Source organism: Salinicola sp. CR57 (assembly GCF_003206585.1).
Taxonomy (GTDB): domain Bacteria; phylum Pseudomonadota; class Gammaproteobacteria; order Pseudomonadales; family Halomonadaceae; genus Salinicola; species Salinicola lusitanus.
Window position 1 is genome coordinate 605,756 of the sequence record NZ_PZJL01000005.1, and the last position, 22,016, is coordinate 627,771.

Annotated in this window: 25 protein-coding genes and 4 tRNA genes; 22 read left to right on the forward strand and 7 right to left on the reverse strand. The window is 61.7% G+C overall.

Features of this window, described 5'->3' with window-relative positions; all coding sequences use genetic code 11:
• The first annotated feature begins 34 nt into the window (after positions 1-34).
• From DOM56_RS09470 to DOM56_RS09560, 17 genes are all read left to right on the forward strand, one after another.
• Complete coding sequence (locus DOM56_RS09470) at positions 35-898, forward strand: P63C domain-containing protein (RefSeq protein ID WP_110708532.1); 864 nt, start codon at positions 35-37, stop codon at positions 896-898.
• Positions 899-1,461: 563 nt separating this feature from the next.
• On the forward strand, positions 1,462-2,070 hold the full coding sequence (locus DOM56_RS09480; protein ID WP_110708534.1) for a hypothetical protein: 609 nt from the start codon (positions 1,462-1,464) through the stop codon (positions 2,068-2,070).
• A gap of 426 nt (positions 2,071-2,496) precedes the next feature.
• Positions 2,497-2,697 (forward strand): hypothetical protein, encoded by a 201-nt coding sequence (locus tag DOM56_RS09485; protein ID WP_110708535.1) that lies wholly within the window; start codon positions 2,497-2,499, stop codon positions 2,695-2,697.
• Entirely contained in the window at positions 2,694-2,954 is a 261-nt protein-coding gene (locus tag DOM56_RS09490; protein ID WP_110708536.1) for a hypothetical protein, read from the forward strand. Before DOM56_RS09485 ends, DOM56_RS09490 begins: the two co-directional genes overlap by 4 nt.
• A gap of 1 nt (position 2,955) precedes the next feature.
• The gene (locus DOM56_RS09495) at positions 2,956-3,282 is read left to right on the forward strand and encodes a hypothetical protein (protein WP_110708537.1); all 327 of its coding nucleotides are present in this window, start codon (positions 2,956-2,958) and stop codon (positions 3,280-3,282) included.
• Positions 3,279-4,109, forward strand: coding sequence for a hypothetical protein (locus DOM56_RS09500; protein WP_110708538.1), 831 nt, complete (start codon positions 3,279-3,281; stop codon positions 4,107-4,109). The genes DOM56_RS09495 and DOM56_RS09500 overlap by 4 nt, the downstream gene beginning before the upstream one ends.
• Positions 4,102-5,076, forward strand: a complete 975-nt coding sequence (locus DOM56_RS09505) for a hypothetical protein (RefSeq protein ID WP_110708539.1) — start codon at positions 4,102-4,104, stop codon at positions 5,074-5,076. The genes DOM56_RS09500 and DOM56_RS09505 overlap by 8 nt, the downstream gene beginning before the upstream one ends.
• A 1-nt stretch (position 5,077) precedes the next feature.
• Positions 5,078-5,509, forward strand: a complete 432-nt coding sequence (locus DOM56_RS09510; RefSeq protein ID WP_110708540.1) for a hypothetical protein — start codon at positions 5,078-5,080, stop codon at positions 5,507-5,509.
• Between the two features lie 346 nt (positions 5,510-5,855).
• The gene (locus DOM56_RS09515; RefSeq protein WP_110708541.1) at positions 5,856-6,077 is read left to right on the forward strand and encodes a hypothetical protein; all 222 of its coding nucleotides are present in this window, start codon (positions 5,856-5,858) and stop codon (positions 6,075-6,077) included.
• Positions 6,078-6,106: 29 nt separating this feature from the next.
• Positions 6,107-6,934 (forward strand): DNA cytosine methyltransferase, encoded by an 828-nt coding sequence (locus tag DOM56_RS09520; RefSeq protein ID WP_110708542.1) that lies wholly within the window; start codon positions 6,107-6,109, stop codon positions 6,932-6,934.
• A gap of 2 nt (positions 6,935-6,936) precedes the next feature.
• Positions 6,937-7,863 (forward strand): recombination-associated protein RdgC, encoded by a 927-nt coding sequence (locus tag DOM56_RS09525; RefSeq protein ID WP_110708543.1) that lies wholly within the window; start codon positions 6,937-6,939, stop codon positions 7,861-7,863.
• A 51-nt stretch (positions 7,864-7,914) separates the two neighbouring features.
• Positions 7,915-9,000, forward strand: a complete 1,086-nt coding sequence (locus DOM56_RS09530) for a hypothetical protein (protein ID WP_110708544.1) — start codon at positions 7,915-7,917, stop codon at positions 8,998-9,000.
• Entirely contained in the window at positions 8,997-9,593 is a 597-nt protein-coding gene (locus DOM56_RS09535) for a hypothetical protein (protein ID WP_157958201.1), read from the forward strand. The genes DOM56_RS09530 and DOM56_RS09535 overlap by 4 nt, the downstream gene beginning before the upstream one ends.
• Complete coding sequence (locus DOM56_RS09540; RefSeq protein ID WP_110708546.1) at positions 9,586-10,038, forward strand: hypothetical protein; 453 nt, start codon at positions 9,586-9,588, stop codon at positions 10,036-10,038. Before DOM56_RS09535 ends, DOM56_RS09540 begins: the two co-directional genes overlap by 8 nt.
• Positions 10,035-10,688: a J domain-containing protein gene (locus DOM56_RS09545; RefSeq protein ID WP_110708547.1), complete on the forward strand. Its 654-nt coding sequence runs from the start codon at positions 10,035-10,037 to the stop codon at positions 10,686-10,688. The genes DOM56_RS09540 and DOM56_RS09545 overlap by 4 nt, the downstream gene beginning before the upstream one ends.
• Positions 10,689-10,899: 211 nt before the next feature.
• The gene (locus DOM56_RS09555; RefSeq protein ID WP_110708549.1) at positions 10,900-11,130 is read left to right on the forward strand and encodes a hypothetical protein; all 231 of its coding nucleotides are present in this window, start codon (positions 10,900-10,902) and stop codon (positions 11,128-11,130) included.
• Between the two features lie 253 nt (positions 11,131-11,383).
• Positions 11,384-12,415, forward strand: a complete 1,032-nt coding sequence (locus DOM56_RS09560) for a site-specific integrase (RefSeq protein ID WP_110708550.1) — start codon at positions 11,384-11,386, stop codon at positions 12,413-12,415.
• A 6-nt stretch (positions 12,416-12,421) separates the two neighbouring features.
• Here the strand turns inward: DOM56_RS09560 and DOM56_RS09565 are convergent.
• The 6 genes from DOM56_RS09565 to DOM56_RS09590 all read right to left on the reverse strand — a co-directional run bounded on the left by DOM56_RS09565 (position 12,422) and on the right by DOM56_RS09590 (position 16,155).
• Positions 12,422-12,508: transfer RNA gene (locus DOM56_RS09565), tRNA-Leu, on the reverse strand.
• Between the two features lie 102 nt (positions 12,509-12,610).
• Positions 12,611-12,684: transfer RNA gene (locus tag DOM56_RS09570), tRNA-Cys, on the reverse strand.
• A gap of 163 nt (positions 12,685-12,847) precedes the next feature.
• Positions 12,848-12,922 (reverse strand) — tRNA-Gly (locus DOM56_RS09575).
• A gap of 63 nt (positions 12,923-12,985) precedes the next feature.
• Positions 12,986-13,534: a CDP-diacylglycerol--glycerol-3-phosphate 3-phosphatidyltransferase gene (gene pgsA / locus DOM56_RS09580; protein ID WP_110708551.1), complete on the reverse strand. Its 549-nt coding sequence runs from the start codon at positions 13,532-13,534 to the stop codon at positions 12,986-12,988.
• A 61-nt stretch (positions 13,535-13,595) separates the two neighbouring features.
• Positions 13,596-15,437, reverse strand: a complete 1,842-nt coding sequence (uvrC, locus tag DOM56_RS09585) for an excinuclease ABC subunit UvrC (RefSeq protein WP_110598304.1) — start codon at positions 15,435-15,437, stop codon at positions 13,596-13,598.
• 70 nt (positions 15,438-15,507) lie between these two features.
• A complete protein-coding gene (locus tag DOM56_RS09590; RefSeq protein ID WP_110598303.1) occupies positions 15,508-16,155 on the reverse strand; it encodes a response regulator in 648 nt (215 codons plus the stop codon).
• A gap of 382 nt (positions 16,156-16,537) precedes the next feature.
• Between DOM56_RS09590 and DOM56_RS09595 the strand changes: the two genes are divergently transcribed.
• From DOM56_RS09595 to trpC, 5 genes are all read left to right on the forward strand, one after another.
• Positions 16,538-16,613 (forward strand) — tRNA-Ala (locus tag DOM56_RS09595).
• A 314-nt stretch (positions 16,614-16,927) separates the two neighbouring features.
• A complete protein-coding gene (locus tag DOM56_RS09600) occupies positions 16,928-17,242 on the forward strand; it encodes a hypothetical protein (protein WP_157958202.1) in 315 nt (104 codons plus the stop codon).
• 357 nt (positions 17,243-17,599) lie between these two features.
• Positions 17,600-18,187, forward strand: coding sequence for an aminodeoxychorismate/anthranilate synthase component II (locus tag DOM56_RS09605; RefSeq protein WP_110708553.1), 588 nt, complete (start codon positions 17,600-17,602; stop codon positions 18,185-18,187).
• Positions 18,188-18,209: 22 nt separating this feature from the next.
• Positions 18,210-19,229 (forward strand): anthranilate phosphoribosyltransferase, encoded by a 1,020-nt coding sequence (gene trpD / locus DOM56_RS09610; protein WP_110708554.1) that lies wholly within the window; start codon positions 18,210-18,212, stop codon positions 19,227-19,229.
• 34 nt (positions 19,230-19,263) lie between these two features.
• A complete protein-coding gene (gene trpC, locus DOM56_RS09615; protein ID WP_110708555.1) occupies positions 19,264-20,076 on the forward strand; it encodes an indole-3-glycerol phosphate synthase TrpC in 813 nt (270 codons plus the stop codon).
• 112 nt (positions 20,077-20,188) lie between these two features.
• Here the strand turns inward: trpC and DOM56_RS09620 are convergent, their stop codons facing one another.
• Entirely contained in the window at positions 20,189-21,988 is a 1,800-nt protein-coding gene (locus DOM56_RS09620; protein WP_110708556.1) for a sodium:proton antiporter, read from the reverse strand.
• Between the last annotated feature and the right edge of the window lie 28 nt (positions 21,989-22,016).

The window sequence follows — 22,016 nt, forward strand, 5'->3', positions numbered from 1 at the left end:
GTTTAGCACCACTCTAGAGATAAAGGGGAACTCGATGACAGAACAAATTCAACAGCCACCATCGCCTTTTGCCAAATTTAGAGGTGAACTATCTCTCGGCGATAGCTCAGTGGATTGCTACGTTTTGGATACTGGTGACCGAGTCATCAGTCTTCGATCGGTCGTCAAGTCGATAGCTGATGCAGATAGCGGAGACCTGGCCAAATTTATAGGGGTAAATAGCCTAAAACCCTATATAAACAAAGACTTAATCCTGGCCGAACTCGTGGAGTTTTCAATACCTGGAACTCAGTTCAAGGGTTATGGTTTATCCACTTCGAATTTCGAACTCATCATACGAGGCTACGTCCAGGCCTTGTATGAGAACGTTGAAATGACGGAGCGTCAGAGGTCAATAGCCATAAAATGCGCGGTCATCAGCTCGGGCTTGACACGCATCGGTCTCGACGCATTGGTTGATGAAGCTACAGGATATCAATACGAGCGCGATGCAAATGCTCTCCAGCTAAAGCTGCGTGCGTTCATTGCGGATGAGTTAAGAGCGTGGGAGAAGACTTTCCCCGACGAGCTATGGCAGGAATTCGGGCGTCTTACGGGATGGACTGGACCGCTACATAGTCGTCCGCAGTGGTGGGGGAAGCTGGTTATCGAACTCATCTATGACACCCTGGATCAGGATGTGGCCAAATACCTGCGTGAGAATCGTCCAGAGAGAGGTATACATTGGCATCGGCAACTAACTGAAAATATTGGAGTTAGAGCTTTGGTGTCTAGGTGCTGGGAGGTTGTAGGTCTAGCGAAGAGCTGCCACGACATCCGTGAGCTCAGAGAAAAGGTGGCTCAGCATTACGGCCATGATGTCGTCCAGTTCACAATGAACCTGCCGAAAGCTCGGTAGGCAGCCTTTCACCCAAATTACTAGAGACCCGCCACTCGGCGGGCTTTTCTTTGTCCACCACCCTGATCCCTCCTACCGATCCGCCTTGGGCGGATTTTATCGAAGCGAATCTCTAGCCCATTCAACTGCTTAGCCATCTTCGGTTTCGCATGTACCAAAAAAGTTCTTTTCTATGGTTGACGATGTACCTAAACGGTACTTTAATAGGTTCCAAGAGGCGCGGATATGTACCTCAATATGGACGCAACGGACAGCGCCCAAACGGCCAGGACGGCCACGCTCTTTAAAAACCAGGTAGCCCCAACAGCACGTAGCGTGGAGAGCGCGAGGGCCGAGGGGATTACGCCGACCGGGGCTGTCGAAATACCGGTCAGCTTGCCGCTTCTAGCGAGGCGGCATTCGGAAGGGTGAATGCGCAGGCTGATGCGCTCGTTAACTGAACGCCTGGTGCTGGCAATGCCACTGGCAACCATATTGTGCGGGTCGACGCGAGCACCGCGTAGTCGATCAGCCGGTTGGATTCCGGCCACCCTTCACGAATGACAACCAGCAAGGAGAGGGTGATGAGCAAACGATACTTCAAACTGGATCAGCCGTATCCGGAAGGCCACGATCTGGCGATTCACGGCACACCGATCGGGGCAATGCTGGCGCACGTCAGGAAGCGCAAGGCTTTGTCGGCGGCAATTAAACCGCTGGAAGACGAGTTCGACGGAGTGGTGGTGTTTCGGGATGGTGTCCACGTCGCAGGGCTGAAACTGAACAACTACCCGAGCCGCGAAGATGCCGAACTATGGCGAAAGCCTGAGCGTCAGTATCCGTATCACAGCAGCCTGCGAACGCCGACCGCTTTGAAGGGCAAGGCGAACGCTGAGAGTCGCGAGAAGTTGCGCGCTATGCATAAGCGGTGGGACGAGATTGTCGGTCAGTGCCCGAAGATGAGCAGTGACGATCAATGGCTCATCGCCGGTCGTCGCCAGCTCGACCTCGTATTCGGGGGCGCGCAAATGGCCGCTGACTATGAGGAAGGCGCCATCTACTTCGCGGCATCGGTCGAGCCAGATGGAGTGCCGTTTATGGAGATCACGGGTAGCGAGTTCGATGCCGCTGTTGAGCGAGCCATCAAGCAGCGTGCCGAGGACTACCTGGAAGAATCGCGATCCGCTGCGTAGTGCGGCCATGAGCCTCCGCCTGGGCCGGAATACAGGCGGCACCGATGAGCGCATTTCCTGCACCGCCCCGCCGGGGAGTGCGTTCATCGGTGTGGAGGCAGAACGCAAGCGCAGCGCTATCTAAGCCTGAATGCTGGGAGTAACGGACGGCGTAGTACGTCCGCCGCCGGTGGCGCCACTGGCCGTTGAAATCCTGAGAAGCACCAGCGGCGCCCGCAGCGCTATATCTGCGGGCATTCTGAAAGCCCTTGATCCAGTGATGACGCCGCTGGTTCCGCGTCATGGACGTAAGTCGAGGGCTTCCAGAAGTTCCCAGCGTACTTGCCGCCTCCGGGCGGCTTTTTTACGCACCGATCACACCCGCCGCGTCCCAGCGGCAACCCTTCGCCCGGCACCCAGCCGGGCTTTTCTATTCCAGGAGGCGACATGAACGCCATCGATCGACGCGCCGCGGTCAACGAGTACCGGGCGCAGCGCCGCTATGCCGGCAAGCCGGTAGTTGACAGCGACAAGCCCGTCATCGGCTGTCGCCTGCCTACCGACAACATCAACCGAGCGCGGCTGGCCGACTTCTACCGCCGGCGCCACGAGCGTTTTGCTGCTGAGCAGCTGGGGGTGGCGTCGTGATCAGCGAGATCACCACCCTGGCCGGCCAGTATGCCAGAGCCGGCGATGACTACCGATTCTCTCGAGACTATCTGATCTGCGCCGCCCGGCACGCGCTGGACGCCGAGGGCTGCAGCGGTACGTCTCACATCATTCTGGTTCGTGCCGCTCTTGGCTGCGCCGTTATCTACGCGCCGACCAAGGGCCGGTCCACAGCCGAGGAACAAATCAACCCGCTTATCGCCCAGTGCGAGGCGCGGATGAAGGGGGTTCATTGAGATGAGCACAGTCGAACGAGACCTCGCTGACTACGAGCGCCGGATTGACGACCGGACGAGGTATGACCTGGCACTTGGCCGGCAGACCGACGACCTGATCGACGTGCTACGCGGTGGCGACGGGTTCATGAACTGCAACCGCGGCGAGGCGATCAGCCGGATCGACGAGGACGAGATAACGAAGCTCGTCACCGACCTGGCTCTGGCCGAGAGCCAAGAAGAGATCAAGCACGCCGCTTGTGCGCTGCGCCGCGTCGTCTACGACGAGATCAGCGGCATGTGCAGAGAGGTAGCGCGGAGGAAGTTGGAGCGGAGGGACGCGGCATGAGCGATACCCCGGAACAATCGCGTGGCGTCGACCATATGGCGCTATGGGACCGCGTTAAGACAACGCCTGAGTCAGCGACGAAGCGTGCCAACGTCAACGGTCAGCAGATCACATCGATCGACACCATCCACATGATCCGCATGGCGACCCGTGAGTTCGGGCCAATGGGGATCGGCTGGGGTTACACCATCGAGGAGGAGCGCTTCGACCAGGGTCAGCCGTACTTCGACGACAACGGCGCTCTGGTAGCGCACGAACAGACGCACACGGTCAGGCTACTGCTTTGGTTCATGCATGGCGGCCAGCGCGGGGAGGTCACTCAGTACGGCCACACCCGCGCGTTCTATAAGTCGAGCATGGGCAAATGGGTGACAGACGGCGAGGCGCCGAAGAAATCCACGTCGGACGCCATGAAGAAGTGCCTTTCGCTTCTCGGCTTCTCTGCGGACATCTTCTCGGGTCTCTACGACGACCAAGGCTACGTCGAGGCTCGCAGGACTGAGGAGCGGCTGGAGAGGTCGGACAACTTCGATGCCGAACTTGATCAGCTTCGCCAGGAGTTCAAGGCGTGGGTCGAGCGGCAGTCGGACATGCTCCGGAACAAGATCCCGCACCCGCGCAGCATCGAGATGGTCGGCGGCAAGGCGCTGGCCCAGCTTGGCGATCGGGCCAGCATCGCGCGGCTGGATGAACAGACGGTCGACGTAGCGCGGAAGCAGCTCGAGGCTGCCAAGCAGTACGGCGTCGACCGAGTGATGCGCGAGAGGAAGGAGGCAACGCTCGCTCAGAACGAAGAACAGCAACCACAGGAGAGCAACCATGGCTGATACCGCCGAAAAAATGAAACAGCAGGAGCCCTATGGCAACGAGTTGATCGAGTTGACGCGCGTGGATCAGGCGCTGGCCGAGCTGCGCGCCAAGCATGGCAACGTGCCGGACTACACGTCCGCCGAGGGCTACAAATCCGGCAAGGCCTCGATCAAGGAGCTGACCGGCTACCGTACCGGAACAGACAAGGCGCGACTGGCGATCACGAAGCCGCACCGCGAATTCATCGAGCGAGTGAACAACTACGGAAAATCGCTCATCGCCGAAATCGAGAAGCTCGAGCAGCCGCACCGCGACGCGAAGCAGATCGTCGATGAAGCCGAGCAGCGCAAGAAGCAAGAGCGGATTGCTCGGCTGCGCCAGCGGATTGCTCGCGAGATCACAAGCTATCTCGACACGGCCCAAGGGCTCGACTCTTCGGCTCTGGCCGAACTCTATGATCAGGCGCAGGGCATAGACACCGGCGACTATTTCGACGTGACCCAGGAAGCGGAAGACGAGCGGGCCCGGGTCATCAATGAGATCAGCGCCATGCACGATGCCGCTGTGCAGCGCGAGCAGCTCGCCGCCGAGCAGGCTGCCGTCGAAGCCGAACGTCGCCGGCTGCGCGAAGAGCATGAGCGCCAGGAGGCAGAGCGCGCCGAGTTGGAAGAGTTGCGGCGCTTCAGAGCCGAGCAGGAAGCGCAAGCCGCGCGCAAGGAGCCAGATCCGACACCCGAGCCGAATCTGGCTGCGCCCTGGCCTCGCGAACCTGCAATCAGCCAGGACGAACGGACAGAGGCCGAAACATCCTGGGCTGACGAAGAGGAATGGGCTGCCACGGCGGCGAGTGGCGGCGAGTCGAACTGGGACGCCGCTCGCGCGGATCTCATCGACGCTGGGCTCGATTGGCAGTCCGCCGAAACCGCGGTTCAAGCGATCTTCGACGGAGCCGTTCGCCACGTTGCTTTCGATTCGGGAGCGTGACATGGCCACATGCAAACCCCGCGATAACTACCGCCCGTGGACGCGAGAGGAGCTTGACCTGGTCGAGACCGCAATCATTCGTGACAACCGGCAGTACGCCGAAATCGCCGCCGAGTTGGGCAGAAGCGTGAAAAGCGTCCGAGGCGCGGCTCAGCGAATCGGTGTTTCGGCGTGCCGCCGCCATTGGCGATCGCCGGACTGGTCAAAGCTGGATCGTAAGATCGTCGACATGCTCGAGTGCGAGCTGATGACGCCACGCCAGATAGCCGACAAGCTCACGGCGCTCGGGAATCCCGTCCACAAGGACACCATCTACCGCCGCATCGCGGCCATGCCCCACAACATCCGCGAGCGCGCCCGCCGCAACGGCACGCGCATCAGGGTTGCCACCGGCGAGCGCGTGCAGCGCCGCCGCAAGCTCGCCGCCGCCTGATTCATCGACGCCCAGTCGGCGGTGGCGTGTAACACCGACAGCATCCGACACACCATCTCTAGGCTCCATCCCGCGATTGCAATCGCTGGGACGAGTCGACCGCGCCTTAGCGGTAGGTGTGGGCGGTGCCGTATGCCCCACGAGACGGGGCCATCGAATTCAAGGAGGCCGCCATGGCCTACATCTCCATCATCGTGCTCGGCGTGTGCTTAGCGCCGTGGCTTCGCCGCCGCGTGCTCAATTGGTGGACGGATGTTGAGCAGTCAATCGCGGATGACCCGAACGGCTGACGCCGACCCAATTTGATTGACCGCCGAGTGCGGTCGTTTTCGTTCTGGAGGATGCCATGCATTTCACCGAGCCACAAAAGCGCCTGCTGGATTGCATGCGCACCACAGGGCAGAAGGTCAATTTCTTTCGAGGGGGGGGGTGGCGACTTTTTGACGGCTCCAAGGTGCATCACAGAACCGTCGAATCGTTAGCCAGCCGGGGCTACTTGATGCCGGCGGCGAATGATCTATTCGGCGGTGACGTGACCGCCTACCAACTATCCGATGAGGCCGCCTGATTGGCGGCCTTCTTGATTCTGGAGGTCGCATGCCACGCGCCTATTACAACGAGATCGACCCATATGCCGCGCAGTGGCTGCGAAACCTCATCGAGGCCGGCCACATCGCACCCGGCGACGTAGACGAGAGAGATATTCGAGATGTCTATCCCAGCGACCTGCATGGCTACACCCAGTGCCACTTCTTCGCCGGCATTGGCGTCTGGTCCCTCGCCCTTCGCCGCGCCGGATGGCGAGACGACCGACCCGTTTGGACCGGTTCTTGTCCCTGCCAACCTTTCAGCGCGGCAGGCCGCCGATCTGGATTTACTGACGAGCGGCACCTTTGGCCAGCCTGGTATCACCTCATCAGCGAGCGCCGGCCTGGCGTCGTATTTGGAGAACAGGTTGCGAGCCAAGACGGCCTCGGTTGGCTCGATGTTGTTCACGCTGACATGGAAGCGGCGAACTACGCCGTCGGGTCTATCGATCTCTGCTCTGCGGGGGTGGGCTCGGACAATGGACGACAGCGGCTGTACTTCGTGGCCGACGCCGACCGTCAACGATTCCCGCGGGGGTCGCAACCTCACAGCAGGGCGCAAGAACCCCGACAGCAAGCACCACAGCGGCGTAACGCTCGTGGATGCGGCGAGGATGCACAGCCTTCCTCGATCGAAGTGGTCGGCAAAGACGGCAAACGTCGGCGGCTTGAACCCGGAGTTGAGCCGCTGGTTGCAAGCTATCCCGGCCGAGTGGACCAACTGCGCGCCTACGGCAACGCGATCAACGCGGAAGCGGCGGTGACGTTCATCCTCTCCTATCTCGACGTTTCATGCCTGGCCGGCACATGCGCCGGCCACCCCAGCGAGGAGTCCTAACCATGTGGTTCAAACACCTTCACCTCTTCCGCCAGCACAACGCCGAGGCGATCGCGCTGGAAGACCTGGAAGCCGCCCTGGCCGAATTCGCCTTCCGGCCCGTGTCGCCACGAGAGGCGCGCCGCGTCGGCTGGACCACTCCCGCCGGCAAGCGCAGTGAAGTCCGCATCCACGAGATCCAAGGCCACCGCTTGATTGCCATGCTGCGCCAGGAGCGATTGCTACCCGCCGCCGTGGTCAACGAGGAAGTCAGCGAGCGCGCCGAGGCCCGCGAGCTTGCCGAAGGCCAGCCGCTCTCCCGTCGGGAACGCCAGCTGCTCAAGGAGCAGGTGCTCGAGGAGCTGCTACCCCAGGCGTTCACCCGGTCACAGCGGGTCGAGCTCTGGTGGGACACCACCCGCAACCTGATCGGCATCAACGCCTCCAGCCGCAAGCGCGCCGAGGAGGTGCTCGACCTGCTCCGCCAGACGCTGGGCTCGCTCAAAGTCACACCGCTGGCCACGAAGACACCGCTCGGGCGTGGCATGACGGCCTGGCTATCCGATCCCGGCCAACGCCCCGCCAGCCTGCTGCTGGGTGATCGCGTCGAGCTACGCGCCGCCGAGGATGAAGGCGTCATCGGCGCCCGCTCGGTCGACCTCGACAGCGCAGAGATGCAGAGCCTGCTCGAGGGTGGCCGCCAGGCCAGCAAGCTGAGCATTGGCAGCGAAGGCCAGCTTCGCGCCGTGCTGCATGACGACCTCGCGCTCAAGTCCCTGCAGTTCGACGACGCTCTACTCGACGAAGCCAGCCAGACCGACGACGGCGACGACCCGGTGGCCAGCCTCGAAACCGACTTCGCACTGATGACCGCCGCCCTCGGCACCTTCACCGACCAGCTGATCGAGTGGCTGGGCGGGGAGGCCGAGCCACACGCACCGACACCGTAACGATACCGCCGGCCCCGCCAGCCCGGCGACGACCAATTCATAGGGGGAGCTATGGCACAGATCAATCGAGAAGGAACCGTCAGATTCGGCGACGCCAGCCTGAATATCTGGGAAGAGCCAAACGGTTCTGTTTGGGGGGAGTGGGGGCGCCTGTTCAAGGTGCAGGTCTTTAAACGAATCATCCAGCAGTTGAATCGCCTGGGCTGGACAGTAGGGCCATGGGATAAGGCAGAGCAATTTGCCGCCATCGCAGACAGCCATCGGACCTGCCGAAAGGGCAATCTGCAGGGACAACTAGAACTATCGGGCCGCTGCATCAAATTCGAGATGTGGCAGGACGTGGCCAACATCGACCGGGAAGACGGACAAGGCCGATACGAGTTCGACAAAGAAAAGCGGATGCCGTACCTGCTATGGCTGGAGATGGAGCGAACCCGGCGCCGACTGCGTGATTACCTTTGCAACGTCTTCTCCGGATACGAGTTCAACGACTCTCCGCGCGATGGTCGCAACGCGAAGCGCGGGCCGGGTGCATTGACCGCGATGGAGTGGGTTAATCAGGAAACCCGAAACTGCTGGCACTACGATCACGAGATCGGTCGACGTGGCGGAGAGGATCGGTGTGGGAACAATCGTTCGGCCGACGGTGCAACCATCCGGCACGGGTCGCGCGTCTACACGACTGATTATTCCGGACGGATGGTAGTTGGCATTGCTCACTACAACATCAACAACATGTGGTGGGTGGTCACTGGCAAGTACGGCGTCACCAACGAGACCAGCTTTTGCATCTACGTCAACAGCCCTGGCGATCTGCGGAGGAAGCGGAACGAAGGCCGCCGCAGGAAGCGCCTTGAGCAGGAGCTGGCCAAGGCCGTAAAGGCAATGGACTTCCGACGCGCCGAGAAGCTCAAGCACATCCTCTTCCCCGCAGGCGAGCAGCTCTACCTGATCTGGCACAAGGGCCACGGTGCTTACCATGGCGCTGGCGCGAGCGGCTACACCAGCAACCCTATCGACGCCGGCAAGTTCACCTGGGATGAGTTGGGCCGCTTCCGCCCATCCGATGGGAGTATGGAGGACAGCCTCAGCAAGATCGTGCCCGCCTGCAAAGCGGGCGAGGCGGTGGCCGCATGACCACAACCACATCTCACCACACGCCGGCGCCCGCCGGCGTTTCTGTTTTGGAGCCCGCCATGGCGAATCAACTACCGGTCACGCCCGAGGAAGACGAAGCGTTCGAGGCGCTGGCTAGGCGTAACGACGAACTGGAAGCCGAGAAGCACACGCTGGCGACCGTCGCCGATCAGCAAGAGAGGAAGATCGAGCAGTTGACGCTGCGCATTCACGATCTGACTTGGCGGCTCAAGAACGATCGGCAGCAGCGGTCGGCTGCGATTGAGAGTGCGGCGATTGGAGAGCAAGAACGTGCCGATGCATTGGACGCTCATCTTGATCGGTTCATGGACGCCACGGACGAAGTTGCCATGGCTGACGATGATTGGGTCGAGAATTTGCAGAGAGTGCGCAATGACAGCCCTGCAACGAGCTTAGCCCAGCTCAAGGCGCGGGTGGCTCATGAGGCCGTTCATGCCGCGTGCCGTGCTGCAATGCCTGGCCCGCCCAACCCGCCTGACGACCCGCACCCCGACTACATCGCGTTCTGCGAAGGCGTCACATCGGTGCTCGATGCGTATGAGAGTATCGTAGCGGGAGGTAGCCATGAATAAATACCCGACCGAAGCGGCGTATCTGGCCGCGTGCAAGGCCATCGAGAAGCACCGGAAACGGGCCGATACAGCGGAACTCGAACGCGATGCGTTGATGGTGAGATATGCGGCGCTCGCTGAGGAACTGCGCGGCATAATCCAGGACTCAGATGGCGTCGCTGGCTACCACCTGAATGGTGATATCGCCGCCTGGGGCGAATTCGATATCGAAGCTTTGCTGGAAGATCCAGGCGCTGACGCCCCCGAAACCAGCCTAGCCCAGTTAAAGGCGCGGGTGGCGGCCGGAGGATTTGCGCAAGGGCTTCGGCAAGCGGTCAGGATATGCGAGTCATACGCTAACGAGCACGACAACGAAGATCGCGCATTCGGCGCCCGGGCTGTCTCAGGCGTGATGAAGGCGCAGGCAGGTAAAGCCGACGTGGTAGCAGCGGGAGATGAGTCATGACCATCACCGCCTCGCCGCTCTGCTGGCCGCCGGGAAAGCCTCGAACGCCACCGAGCGACCGCAAACCCGGCCGCTTTGGAAAGCGCAACTCGAACGGCTGGGGCCTCAAGGAGCTGACACTGGCCGAGGGCCGAACCCGCGTGCTTTCTGCCCTGGATCGATATACCCGGGCGGGCCATCCCTACCGGGTGCCTCCGGACACGATCATCATCAGCTCAGACCTGGCGCTTCGGAATGACGGTCTGCCGCGCTCTGGCCAGCGTGAGCCGAAAGACCCGGGCGCCGCGGTCTACTTTGAACTGGATGGCCAGCAGCAGTGCATCCCTTGCGACGTCTATACCAGGATCGCCGACAACCTGGCGGCCATCGCGGACGTGATCGAGTCACTGCGCACCATCGAGCGACACGACGCTGGCCTGATGCGCGCGGCGTTTACCGGGTTCGCGCAGCTGGCAAGCCCGGAGGCGATGGGGAGACCGCACTGGCGCACGGTTCTCGACACCGACAGCCAGCACCTGATTGAAGTACAGGCGGCGTACCGGCGGAAGCTGCGCGAGACCCATCCGGATAGAGGCGGAAATGCCGATGCTTTCCACGCAGTGCAAGAGGCGTGGCGCCAGGCGGAGGCAGAGCTGGGGAGGGAGCAATGAAGATCGGAAAATACGACCGGCCAGTCGGCCGGAAGCACCATAAGCAAAACCCGAACAGCCTGCGGGCTATTGCTCACCGACACGGCATGGCGTTGGGCACGCTCAAGAGCCGTGTCCACCTGCTCCAAAAGGCCGGCCACAGCCGCGACGACGCGATACGCATAGCGATCGAGACACCGGTGGGGCCGCGAGGGCGCCCGAGGAGGGAGTGATGCTGACACCACTCGAACAGCACTGCCTGGATGCAGTGAAGAAATGGGGTGGCGAGATGCCAACCTACGTCGTTAAGAACGCGGTTCGCCGGGATCAGAAATTGAAAACTGTGGCCACGCCGAAAGTACTTAGCGCCATGAAGTCGCTTGAGCAGAAAGGGTTGGTCAAGCAGGCCGACCGGAGCCAGCGGCAGTATGTGTGGGCACTGCCGCGGGAAACCGGCGAATAGCGCCCTGGTCACTTATCGATAATCACACGCCGCCTAGAGCGGCTTTTTTACGCCTGGAGTATGGGATGAACGCCGATCTACTCACGCCCCGGGACGTCAGTCGACGGCTCGGCATCAGCGCCAGCAAGGTCTATGCCGTGAAGGAGTCGATCGGCTACGTCGCCTTGGGGCGTAACATCCGATTTGAGCCTGACGCGGTGCAGGCATACATTGACCGCTGCAAGCGCAGCCCCTCCGAAGGGGAGAATCAACAATGGGCGTCACCGTCCGCTATCGTGCGTCCCGCGAAAGGTGGGTCGTCACTGAGACGAATGGATCCGACAGAAATCAAACGACGTTTAGAACAGAGGAGGAAGCAGAGCAGTTCGCCAGCAAGCGCCGGACAGAGATAGGCGATGCGTTATATCACGGCAAGATGGGGCGAAAGCCGCGCTATACGTTCGCCGATGGGCTGATGCGCTGGATCGATGAGTACGACACCAGTAGCCAGGCCAGCAACATCAACAACGTGGCCGAGTGGTTTGGCGAGCATGCGCCGGATGCGGTGCTGGGGATCGAGACGCTGGACGCAGCACGCAGAATGCAGCGCCAGCTTAGGAAAGCCGGCAAGAGTCAGTCGACGATCAACAATCGAACCCAGGTTGTGAAGCGTGTGCTCTCGCTGGCGTTTCGGGAGTGGGATTGGCTGGATGAACCGCTGGACGGAAAGCTGAGGAAGCCGACACCGAAGAACGCGAGGCAGGTCTTCTGCACAGTCGATGAGCTTCGCGAGTTGCTATCCGCAGTTCCCGAGGAGTATGCCGAGGAGAAGAAAATAATCGCTCTGGCAGCGGTAACCGGCATGAGGCGCGGCGAGATACTGGCGCTCGATCAGAGCAACATCCATGGAAACCGCATCATCTTGAAACCGGGCCAGACCAAAAGCGGCAAGGCAAGGGTGATCCCGCTTCCAGGCGACGGCGCGGCCCTCACAGATTCAGTGCCGTTCGTGACGACGCCACATCGGCTGAGGAAGGCATTTGAAGCGGCGAGGATAGCGATCGGTAAGCCGGGAGTGAGGTTTCACGATCTACGTCACAGCTACGCATCGATGCTGGCCGAGGCAGGTGAGGCAATGACAACACTGAGGGATTTGCTGGGCCATAGCAGTCTGATCGTGACGAGTCGATACGCCCACATGTTCGACTCAAGGCTGGATCAGGTGGCTGGCAAGCTGCCAACCTTCCGCGACCAAACTGCGACCAGGAGCATCATTGCCGAGGGACTAAAACCCGTAAACCATTGATAGATATGGTGCCCGGAGTCGGGCTCGAACCGACACGGTGTTGCCACCGAGGGATTTTAAGTCCCTTGCGTCTACCAATTTCGCCATCCGGGCTGGACGCATTCGGCTACTTTATTCCGGAGGCCTTTGCTCAGGCAGGGCGCCGGTGGCCGAGTATGGCGATCGAATCATGAAGGATTCACCGCCGAGAAGAAGTGGAGGCTGGAGTCGGAATCGAACCGGCGTACACGGAGTTGCAGTCCGCTGCATAACCACTCTGCCATCCAGCCTTTAGTCGATTCACTGCAGAGATGTCTTCCGAACTGTCATTACCATGACAATTCGCGTCGAATCGGCAGGATCGATATTCGTGTTTGGAGCGGGAAAGAAGATTGACCGGGCTGGCGTTTCAGCTCCCGACCTTCGCTTACCGTTTCCATGACACTTCGTGTTTGGAGCGGGAAAGGAGATTCGAACTCCCGACCCTCGCCTTGGCAAGGCGATGCTCTACCACTGAGCTATTCCCGCTGAACACGCCGTCGCATTATAAGGATAAGTGCGTACCTGTCAAACGCTTATGTCACTTTTCGCTTATAGCGAGCGGGTGAGTTCCGGCCACGCCGCCCTGAGATACTGGATCATCGACCACAGGGTCAGACTGGCCGCTGCATAGAGCAGCACGATGCCGATGTTGGCAATCGGGGTGAGCGGCGGGAAGCCCAGAAGCAGCAGTAGCGAGATCATCTGCAGCGTGGTCTTCGACTTGCCGATCCAGGAGACGGCTACCCGCTTGCGCTGCCCGATCTCCGCCATCCACTCGCGCAGCGCGGATATCACGATCTCGCGGCCGATGATGACCAGTGCCGGCAGCGTCAGCCAGAACGCCTCGTAGCGCTCGATCAGCAGCGCCAGGGCGACGGCGACCATGACCTTGTCCGCGACGGGATCCAGAAAAGCGCCGAACGGCGTGCTCTGGTCCCAGCGCCTGGCGAGGTAACCGTCCAGCCAGTCGGTGATGGCCGCCAGCCCGAACAGGGCTGCTGTCACCAGCAGGCTCCAGGCGTAAGGCAAGTAGAACAACACCACCATTAGCGGGATGAACACGATTCTTGCCAGGGTGAGCATATTGGGAATGTTCATCGTGCCGCTAGCGTCCTTACTGGGAGATGAGAGTCGGGCATTTTACGCCTGCTATGTGCGCTCATCCATGGAGCGCCTGATGTATGGTGGCTGCCATCTGCTCGTTGATGCCCGGAACGCGGGAAAGATCGTCTCGGGTTGCCTTGCGCACGCCTTGCAGGCCGCCGAAGAAGCGTAACAGCTCTCGGCGACGTTTCGGGCCGACGCCGGGAATATCCTGCAGCGAGGAGGTACGACGCTGCTTGTCACGGCGCTGACGGTGGCCGGTAATCGCGAAGCGGTGGGCCTCGTCGCGAATGTGCTGGATCAGGTGGAGTGCCGGTGAACTGGTATCGAGGTTGAGGGTGCGGTCCACCGTCTCGATGAACAGTGTCTCCAGGCCGGCCTTCCGGGTCGTTCCCTTGGCGACGCCGATCAGCGCGACATCGACGACTTCCAGTTCGGCCAACACCTCCCGGGCCATGTTCAACTGGCCCTTACCGCCATCGACGATCAGGATGTCGGGCAGCTTGCCTTCACCTTTCTGCAGTCGCTTGAAGCGTCGGGTCAGGGCCTGGCGCATCGCCGCGTAATCGTCGCCTGCGGCTACCCCTTCGATGTTGAAGCGTCGGTAGTCGGATTTGGCCGGACCATTCTGGTCGAACACGACGCAGGAAGCCACGGTCGCTTCGCCGTGGCTGTGGCTGATATCGAAACACTCGAGCCGGGCGGGGGCGACCGGTACATCCAGCGCCTGGCGCAGCGACTCGAAACGCTTGCCCAACTGGCTGCGGTTGGCGAGCTGGGTCGCCAAGTGCTGCTCGGCGTTGGTGATGGCCAGTCGTCGCCACTGGGCGCGGTGGCCGCGTACTTGAGACGCGACCCGAATGCGCCGACCGGCGTGTTCGCTCAATGCCGATTGCAGCAGCTCGCTATCGGTCAACGGGTGCGAGGCGATGATCTCGAGCGGGATCTCCTTGGATTGGCCGAGATAGAACTGGCTGACGAACTCGCTGAGCAGCTCCTCGGCCCCCAGATCCAGGCCATTGTCGGGCTGGTGATGACGCGCGCCCATCATGCGACCCTGGCGAATCGACAGGACGCTGATACAGAGCCCGCCGGGCTGTTCGGCCAGGGCAAAAATGTCGGCATCGCCATCGGCATTATCGACGAACTGCTTCTCCTGCAGTCGGCGAAGTTGCTGGATCTGGTCGCGCAAGCGTGCCGCTTCCTCGAAGTCGAGCGCATCGCTGGCACGCTCCATGCTTGCGGTAAGCTGCTGGGTCACCTGCTCGCTGCGACCCTCGAGGCACATCACGGCGTGCTCGATATCCTGGCGATAGTCGGCTTCGCTGATGTAATCGACACAGGGGGCGCTGCAACGTTTGATCTGGTATTGCAGGCACGGTCGGTGCCGGTGTGCGAACACGCTGTCCTCGCAGTTGCGGATGCGAAATATCTTCTGCATCAGCGAGAGGCTCTCGCGTACCGCAGTCGAGCTCGGGTAGGGGCCGAGATAACGGCCGTCGCGTCGCTTCTGGCGGACGCGCTTGAATTCGAGCGCGGGGTAGGCGTGCCGATCGGTAACGAAGACGTAAGGGTAGGACTTATCGTCGCGCAGCAGAATGTTGTAGGGCGGCCGCAGCTCCTTGATCAGGGTCTGCTCCAGCAGCAGGGCTTCGGTCTCGCTGCGTGTGACCGTGATCTGGATGTCCTGAATGCGTGCTACGAGCGCCTGGGTCTTGGTATTCAAGGCGCCGCGGAAGTAACTGGCGAGTCGCGGCTTCAGGCGCTTGGCCTTGCCGACGTAGAGCACGTTGGCCTGTTCGTCGAGCATGCGATAGACGCCCGGCGACTCCGAGACCGATTTCAGGAAGTGCTTGGCGTCGAAGCGCGATGGGGTATCGATCGAGAGTTCGCTCATGCCCCGAGTATATCAAAGTCCCGCACGAGCACGGTGGGCTCCGTGCATTTCCAGCGCACTCGATTTGTCTTCACGATTTGGGTTCGAAACCGTCCAGCAGGCCATGCCGAAGGCCGAGGTGTGTCAACTCCACATCGGACTGCACTTTCAGCTTGTCGAATATCCGGTAGCGGTAAGTATTCACCGTCTTGGGGCTCAGGCAGAGCTGCTCCGAGATACGGCTGACCTTGTGACAGTGAATGATCATGGTCGCGATCTGCAGTTCGCGATGGGAGAGCTGGTCGAACGGGCTCTGGCGGCCCTCGCTGCGGGCCAGCACCACGCGTTGGGCGATGTCCGGGCTGATGAAGCGCTTCCCCTCCGCGACCCGACGTACGGCCTCGATCATCAGATCCAGTTCGGTGCCCTTGCTGATGAAGCCGGTTACGCCGGAATCTATCAAGCGTTGCGCCGTGCTCTCCTCGACATGCCCTGTCAGTACGATGATCCGGGTGTCGGGCTGGGTCTTGAGGAGTTTCAGAATGGTCTCCAGACCGCCGATTCCCGGCATTCGAATGTCGATCATCGCAATATCCGGCGCATGTTCCCGGCAGCTCTGTAGCGCACTTTCTCCGCTGTCGGCTTCGGCAACGACCTCGATGTCGGGTTCGCTGGCCATGACGCGCGCGATACTCGTGCGAACCAGATGGTGATCGTCGGCTACTAATACCCTGATCAAGATGACTCCTGGATTCCCGCTGCCCCTGAAGGCCCTGCCGTCGACTGCTGTGCCAGCGGCCGGCGGCGAGCCTTGTTTATGATTGGTGTTGCGCTCTCATTCAGCGAGCCGGCGAAAGCCTGAGCAACGCCAATATCTTTATCATCGGAACCTCTCCGTTTACGAAGGGAAGTTCCACTTCCGCGCTGTCAAGTAGTGTGACATGTTCTTGGACCAAATACTCCATGTTCGGCGGTGAATTTGCGACCGACAAAGTCTTGCGCCGACCCGCTTCCAAGGCGGTCGCCACGACATCGACACGGTTGCCTCTTGATGAGCAGGGCTTGACCTGAGGGAAGGGGGCTTTTATAGTGCGTCGCGTCCATCAGGGCAGCAAGTTTTTGGGGCCTTAGCTCAGCTGGGAGAGCGCAACACTGGCAGTGTTGAGGTCAGCGGTTCGATCCCGCTAGGCTCCACCATATTTTCCATGAGAAGCCGCTTGTCACGTTTAGTGAAAGCGGCTTTTTCATGCCTGAAACCGCGATATTCCCTGCCCGATTCCGGCTCTGACCCCTGCGTCCTGACCGGGGTTGCGACTGATTGCCGTCTCTTGTCCTCCTCGGGAATGAATTGGTCCGCTTGATGACGGCTCCTTATCCATTTGATGTCGCGTGCCTCTCGCACAATGTGCTAGGTGGCCAGCGGGTGCCGGTGACCGTTTCTGATTGGCCGCGATGGTTTTGGGGGGAGTATGCGAGAGTTCGTTTTCGATGTTGTGATCCGGCCGGCGGCAATGTCCCGACAACGCTGGGAGGCGCTGGTGCCCGCGCTGCCTGGTCTGGTGGTCGAGGCCTCGTCGGACATGGAGGCTTTCGAAGGACTCCAGGTGCGGCTCGTTCCTTTTCTGGCCGAACGTCTCGCCAGGGGCGAGGGTGTACCGATGCAGTCCCGAGTCGGCCACTACATGGACCGCTATGGCCTGGTTTTCTGGCAGTTCCTGCGAGTCCACCTAGGCCCAAGGCGGTCGGGCCAGTCGGCGGTCGAGCCCATCTTCCCCGACATCGACGACTTGTTGATGGATCTCGATACGGGCGTCCACGAGGAGTAACCCGCTATCCGGACGCCGAACCACGCCTCTGGATGAGATGTCGCGGCTCAGAAGGGGCGGTAGATACCCGGCCGCGATGCCCGGCAGGGCGGCGTTGACAGTGATTGGCGCTCCACGGCACTATACGGCCCATGAACATGAATCCGACGCACAGACCGAACCAGTGGTGGTGGCGCCTTTGATCCAAGGGCGGCATGCCGACGTCTGTAGAAAATGCCGTCCCTCGGGGCGGCATTTTTCGTTTGTCTGCTGCGCTTCGTGGGGTTTGGCATAGGTGGAATGATCGACTTGGGTAATCACCTGGGTAAGCAATCACGGCCTTTACTCGATCTAGTATGAATATCAGGAGCTTGCACCATGTCAGTCCTCATGATCGACAATTACGACAGCTTCACCTTCAACATCGTCCAGTACTTGGGAGAGTTGGGGGCGAATGTCGTGACCGTGCGCAACGACGAGACGGATATTGCCGGTCTCGAACAGCGTGAGCCGACTCATCTCGTGGTGTCGCCCGGTCCGTGCACGCCCAATGAAGCCGGAATAGCAATGGAGGCGATCCGCCACTTCGCCGGCAGGATCCCGATACTGGGCGTCTGCCTGGGGCACCAGGCCATCGGTCAGGTCTACGGGGGTGATGTGGTACGCGCGCCACAGGTGATGCATGGCAAGACGTCCCGCGTTCGGCACCGCGGGGAAGGGGTTTTCGAGGGCCTCGAGGACCCGCTCGAGGTGACCCGGTATCACTCGCTGGTGGTGGATGCCGCGACGCTGCCCGACTGTCTCGAAGTCACCGCCTGGGTCGGCGACGACGATCCGACGCCAGGACTGATCATGGGATTGAAGCACAAGACGCTGGATATCGAAGGGGTGCAGTTTCACCCCGAATCGATTCTATCTCGCCAAGGACACGAGCTGCTGGCGAATTTCCTCAAACGACGCGGCTAACTGGAACAGGCGAGGAGCCAACATGCAAATGCGGGATGCCATTGGCGCGGTCATGCGTCGCCAGGACCTCAGCTACGAGGACACTCACGCCATCATGCAGGCGATCATGACGGGGGAGGCCACCGAAGCGCAGATCGGCGGCTTCCTGATCGGCCTGGCGATGAAAGGTGAAACCGCCGATGAGATCACGGCGGCGGCGCAGGTCATGCGCGAGCTGATGCAGCCGGTATCGATCGGCTGTGACAATGTCGTCGATATCGTCGGCACCGGCGGCGATGGTGCCAACCTCTTCAACGTCTCCACCGCATCGAGTTTCGTCGTCGCGGCTGCTGGCGGCCACGTCGCCAAGCACGGCAACCGCGGCGTCTCGTCTTCAGCCGGCAGCGCGGATCTGTTTGACGTCGCAGGGATCTATCTCGACCTCGACGCCGCGACCATCGCCCGCTGTATCGAGCAGGTGGGCGTCGGATTCATGTTCGCGCCGCGTCACCACCAGGCGATGCGTCATGCCATCGGCCCGCGCCGGGAGATGGGGGTGCGCACGGTCTTCAACATTCTGGGGCCTTTGACCAACCCGGCGGGCGCGCCCAACCAGCTGCTGGGTGTCTACGCGCCCCATCTCGTGCCGCTGGTGGCGCAATCGCTACGCAAGCTGGGCAGCCGGCACGTGCTGGTCGTTCATGCCGAGGATGGTCTGGACGAAATCTCGGTAGCGGCGCCGACTCGGGTGGCCGAACTTCGCGATGGCGAGATCCACGAATACACGATCACTCCCGAGTCGCTGGGCATCGAGCGTCAATCGCTCGAATCGCTGAAGGTCGTGACCGCCGAAGACAGCCTCAAGCTGGTCAAGGAGGCGCTGGTGGGCAAGGGCGTGGCCGGCGATATCGTCGCGCTCAACGCGGGGGCGGCGCTGTTTGCCGCTGGCATCGCCGATTCGCTGAAAGAGGGCGTGTTGATGGCCCAGGACGCCCAGGCTTCCAAACTGCCGCTGGAGAAGCTCAAGGAGCTTTCCGATTTCACTCGTGTCTTCGCCGAGTGAGCTCTCGCCCAACAATTCCAACAGGAACCGCTACATGACCGATGTCGCCGATAGTGAACTGCCGACCATCCTGGCCAAGATACTGGCGCGCAAGCGCGAGGAGATTGCCGAGCGCCGACCTGTCGTCAGCGAGCAGGCGTGGCTGGAGCGGGCGAAATCCCAGGCGCCGCCACGAGGTTTCGTGGCCGCCCTCGATGCCTGTATCGAGGGCGGTGACCCCGCCGTCATCGCCGAGATCAAGAAGGCGTCGCCCTCCAAGGGTGTCATTCGCGAAGACTTTCGACCCGCGGAGATCGCGGTCGACTATGCCGCGGCAGGCGCGAGCTGCCTGTCGGTACTGACGGACGCCGACTATTTTCAGGGTCACGAGGATCACTTGATTGCCGTGCGCGAGGCCTGCGAGCTGCCGGTGATCCGCAAGGATTTCATCATCGACAGCTATCAGGTCGCGGAAGCCCGAGGCATCGGTGCCGACTGTATCCTGTTGATCGTGGCGGCGCTGAGCGATGGGCAGCTCAAGGATCTCCATCAGCAGGCAACGGCGCTGGGCATGGACGTGCTGGTGGAGGTGCACGACATCTTCGAGCTCGAGCGAGCGCTGATGCTGGATCTGCCGCTGGTGGGTATCAACAACCGCGATCTGCGTACGTTCGAGACCTCGCTGAATACCACCTTCGAACTGCTGAAGCGGATTCCCCAGGGCGTCACGGTCGTCACCGAGTCCGGCATCCACAGCCGTGACGATGTCGAACGGATGCGGGAGTTCGACGTCAACGCCTTTCTGGTGGGCGAGGCGTTCATGCGCGAGGAAGAGCCCGGTAGCGCGCTGCGCCGGATGTTTTTCTAGCCGCTGACGTCATCGTCGCCGGCATTCGAGCGCCGCTTCCCGAGCCCGGGGAACGGCGCTTTGCTTGGAGGGAACCAATGGCCGGCCGCGGGCCGCCACCGGTCGGGAGCGATCAGAACTCGGGCGAGTCGGGGAAGATCAGGCTGATCAGGGTGTCGCCCGCTTTCGGATTGAGCGGCTTGGCCGAGGTGGCGATGCGGATGCGGCCGCTGGCGGAGAGCGTGAACAGCGTCAACAGCCGGTCCTGATGGATGCCACGGTAATCCTCGATGTCGAAGTTGTCGCTGATCTTGGCGTGGCGCATCACCGCGCCCTGGCCGATCAGGCTGGAGAGGCGGGTGAAGGTGGTGTGGCCGTCGAACAGCAGCGGCAGGTGGGCCAGTGCCTGCTGATGGTGGCGACGGGCGTTGCGGGAGGATTCCACCGCCAGTCGAAAGACGTTGCCGTGACCGAGAGTATGTTCGAAGTGCAGCGCGGCGAGATTGTTGAGCTCGCGGTAGGGCGACAGCGGCAGTAGATGACCGATGCCCGTCAGCCCCAGATGCTGGGCGGCATGCTCCGACAGCGGGTTGCCGTAGTAGGTAGGGAGGCTGGCCATCCGCGCCTCCTGAATCGCATCCCAGTTATGGTCGCACAGTCGCACCGCGAAGCCGGCTTCCTGCAGCGCGCTGCCAAAGGCTCGCGCCACTGGGTTGGCGCCGATGATCAGGAAGCCCGACGCCGTCGGCGCGTCCACCTTCAGAAACCGTGCCAGCGGGCGCGAGAACAAGCTCTGCACCACGACGGTACTGATGATCACCAGAAAGGTGATCGGGACCAGCAGCTCCGCACCCGGCACTTCCAGCGCCTCGAGCCGGATCGCGAACAGCGAGGCCACCGCCGCGGCGACGATGCCGCGGGGGGAGAGCCAGGCCAGCAGTGCCTTCTCCCGCCAGTTGAGCGAACTCCCCCAGGTACAGACCCACACCGCCAGCGGTCGCGCGACCCACACCAGCACGGCCAGGAATGCCCACGCCTCCCACGACAGGAGGCCCAACTGCGCCAGGCTAAGCCGCGCGGCCAGCAGGATGAACAGTCCCGAGATGAGCAGGATCGACAGCGTCTCCTTGAACTCCAGGATCGGCTGCGTCGGCACCCCGCGCATATTGGCCATCCATACGCCCATGACGGTGACGGTCAGCAGGCCGGACTCGTGGAACAGCAGGTTCGAGGCGGTGAACAGCGTCAGCATGATCATCAGGGTGCCGAAGCTGTGCAGGCGCTGCGGCAGCCAGTAGTGGCGCAGCACGCTGCCCCATAGATAGCCGCCCGCCGTTCCCAGGCCGAAGCCGATCACTGCGGTCTGGGCAAAGCTCACCAAGGTGTGGGTCGCTGCGCCGTTGGAGAGTCCCAGCGCGACGAACTCGTAGACGAGGACCGCGCCGATGGCGCCGATCGGGTCGATCAGAATGCCTTCCCAGCGCAGGATCTGGCTGACGTGCTCACGGGCGCGCAGCGACTGCAGCAGCGGCAGGACCACCGTCGGTCCGGTCACGACCAGTAGCGCGCCCAGGACGCTGGCCATCTCCCAGGAGAGTCCGAGGATCAGGTGCGCGGCCACGATGGCCAGCAGTGCGGTGATCAACGCACCCCAGGTCACCAGCCGGCTGACGGTGCGGCCGTGGCCCCGCAGTTCCCGGAAGTCGAGGGTCAATGCGCCCTCGAACAGGATCACCGCGACCGCCAGGGAGACCAGCGGAAACAGCAGGTCGCCGAGCACCGCATCGGGGTCGAGCACGCCGGTGATCGGCCCGGCGGCGATACCGGCGATCAGCAGCGGGAGGATGGCCGGCACCCGGATCTGCCAGGCGAGCCATTGGCAGCCCAGCGCCAGCAGGCCGATGCCGGTCAGGGCAAGGGCGGCGTTTTCCATGGGGTCTCTCCGGTGCGTGGCAAAAGGC

What these genes read in the sequence shown, in the direction of transcription:
- DOM56_RS09470 (WP_110708532.1), top strand. Translation starts at nt 35, where the DNA reads ATGACAGAACAAATTCAACAGCCACCATCGCCTTTTGCCAAATTTAGA.
- DOM56_RS09480 (WP_110708534.1), top strand. Translation starts at nt 1,462, where the DNA reads ATGAGCAAACGATACTTCAAACTGGATCAGCCGTATCCGGAAGGCCAC.
- DOM56_RS09485 (WP_110708535.1), top strand. Translation starts at nt 2,497, where the DNA reads ATGAACGCCATCGATCGACGCGCCGCGGTCAACGAGTACCGGGCGCAG.
- DOM56_RS09495 (WP_110708537.1), top strand. Translation starts at nt 2,956, where the DNA reads ATGAGCACAGTCGAACGAGACCTCGCTGACTACGAGCGCCGGATTGAC.
- DOM56_RS09500 (WP_110708538.1), top strand. Translation starts at nt 3,279, where the DNA reads ATGAGCGATACCCCGGAACAATCGCGTGGCGTCGACCATATGGCGCTA.
- DOM56_RS09505 (WP_110708539.1), top strand. Translation starts at nt 4,102, where the DNA reads ATGGCTGATACCGCCGAAAAAATGAAACAGCAGGAGCCCTATGGCAAC.
- DOM56_RS09510 (WP_110708540.1), top strand. Translation starts at nt 5,078, where the DNA reads ATGGCCACATGCAAACCCCGCGATAACTACCGCCCGTGGACGCGAGAG.
- DOM56_RS09515 (WP_110708541.1), top strand. Translation starts at nt 5,856, where the DNA reads ATGCATTTCACCGAGCCACAAAAGCGCCTGCTGGATTGCATGCGCACC.
- DOM56_RS09520 (WP_110708542.1), top strand. Translation starts at nt 6,107, where the DNA reads ATGCCACGCGCCTATTACAACGAGATCGACCCATATGCCGCGCAGTGG.
- DOM56_RS09525 (WP_110708543.1), top strand. Translation starts at nt 6,937, where the DNA reads ATGTGGTTCAAACACCTTCACCTCTTCCGCCAGCACAACGCCGAGGCG.
- DOM56_RS09530 (WP_110708544.1), top strand. Translation starts at nt 7,915, where the DNA reads ATGGCACAGATCAATCGAGAAGGAACCGTCAGATTCGGCGACGCCAGC.
- DOM56_RS09535 (WP_157958201.1), top strand. Translation starts at nt 8,997, where the DNA reads ATGACCACAACCACATCTCACCACACGCCGGCGCCCGCCGGCGTTTCT.
- DOM56_RS09540 (WP_110708546.1), top strand. Translation starts at nt 9,586, where the DNA reads ATGAATAAATACCCGACCGAAGCGGCGTATCTGGCCGCGTGCAAGGCC.
- DOM56_RS09545 (WP_110708547.1), top strand. Translation starts at nt 10,035, where the DNA reads ATGACCATCACCGCCTCGCCGCTCTGCTGGCCGCCGGGAAAGCCTCGA.
- DOM56_RS09555 (WP_110708549.1), top strand. Translation starts at nt 10,900, where the DNA reads ATGCTGACACCACTCGAACAGCACTGCCTGGATGCAGTGAAGAAATGG.
- DOM56_RS09560 (WP_110708550.1), top strand. Translation starts at nt 11,384, where the DNA reads ATGGGCGTCACCGTCCGCTATCGTGCGTCCCGCGAAAGGTGGGTCGTC.
- pgsA (WP_110708551.1), bottom strand. Translation starts at nt 13,534, where the DNA reads ATGAACATTCCCAATATGCTCACCCTGGCAAGAATCGTGTTCATCCCG.
- uvrC (WP_110598304.1), bottom strand. Translation starts at nt 15,437, where the DNA reads ATGAGCGAACTCTCGATCGATACCCCATCGCGCTTCGACGCCAAGCAC.
- DOM56_RS09600 (WP_157958202.1), top strand. Translation starts at nt 16,928, where the DNA reads ATGTCCCGACAACGCTGGGAGGCGCTGGTGCCCGCGCTGCCTGGTCTG.
- DOM56_RS09605 (WP_110708553.1), top strand. Translation starts at nt 17,600, where the DNA reads ATGTCAGTCCTCATGATCGACAATTACGACAGCTTCACCTTCAACATC.
- trpD (WP_110708554.1), top strand. Translation starts at nt 18,210, where the DNA reads ATGCAAATGCGGGATGCCATTGGCGCGGTCATGCGTCGCCAGGACCTC.
- trpC (WP_110708555.1), top strand. Translation starts at nt 19,264, where the DNA reads ATGACCGATGTCGCCGATAGTGAACTGCCGACCATCCTGGCCAAGATA.
- DOM56_RS09620 (WP_110708556.1), bottom strand. Translation starts at nt 21,988, where the DNA reads ATGGAAAACGCCGCCCTTGCCCTGACCGGCATCGGCCTGCTGGCGCTG.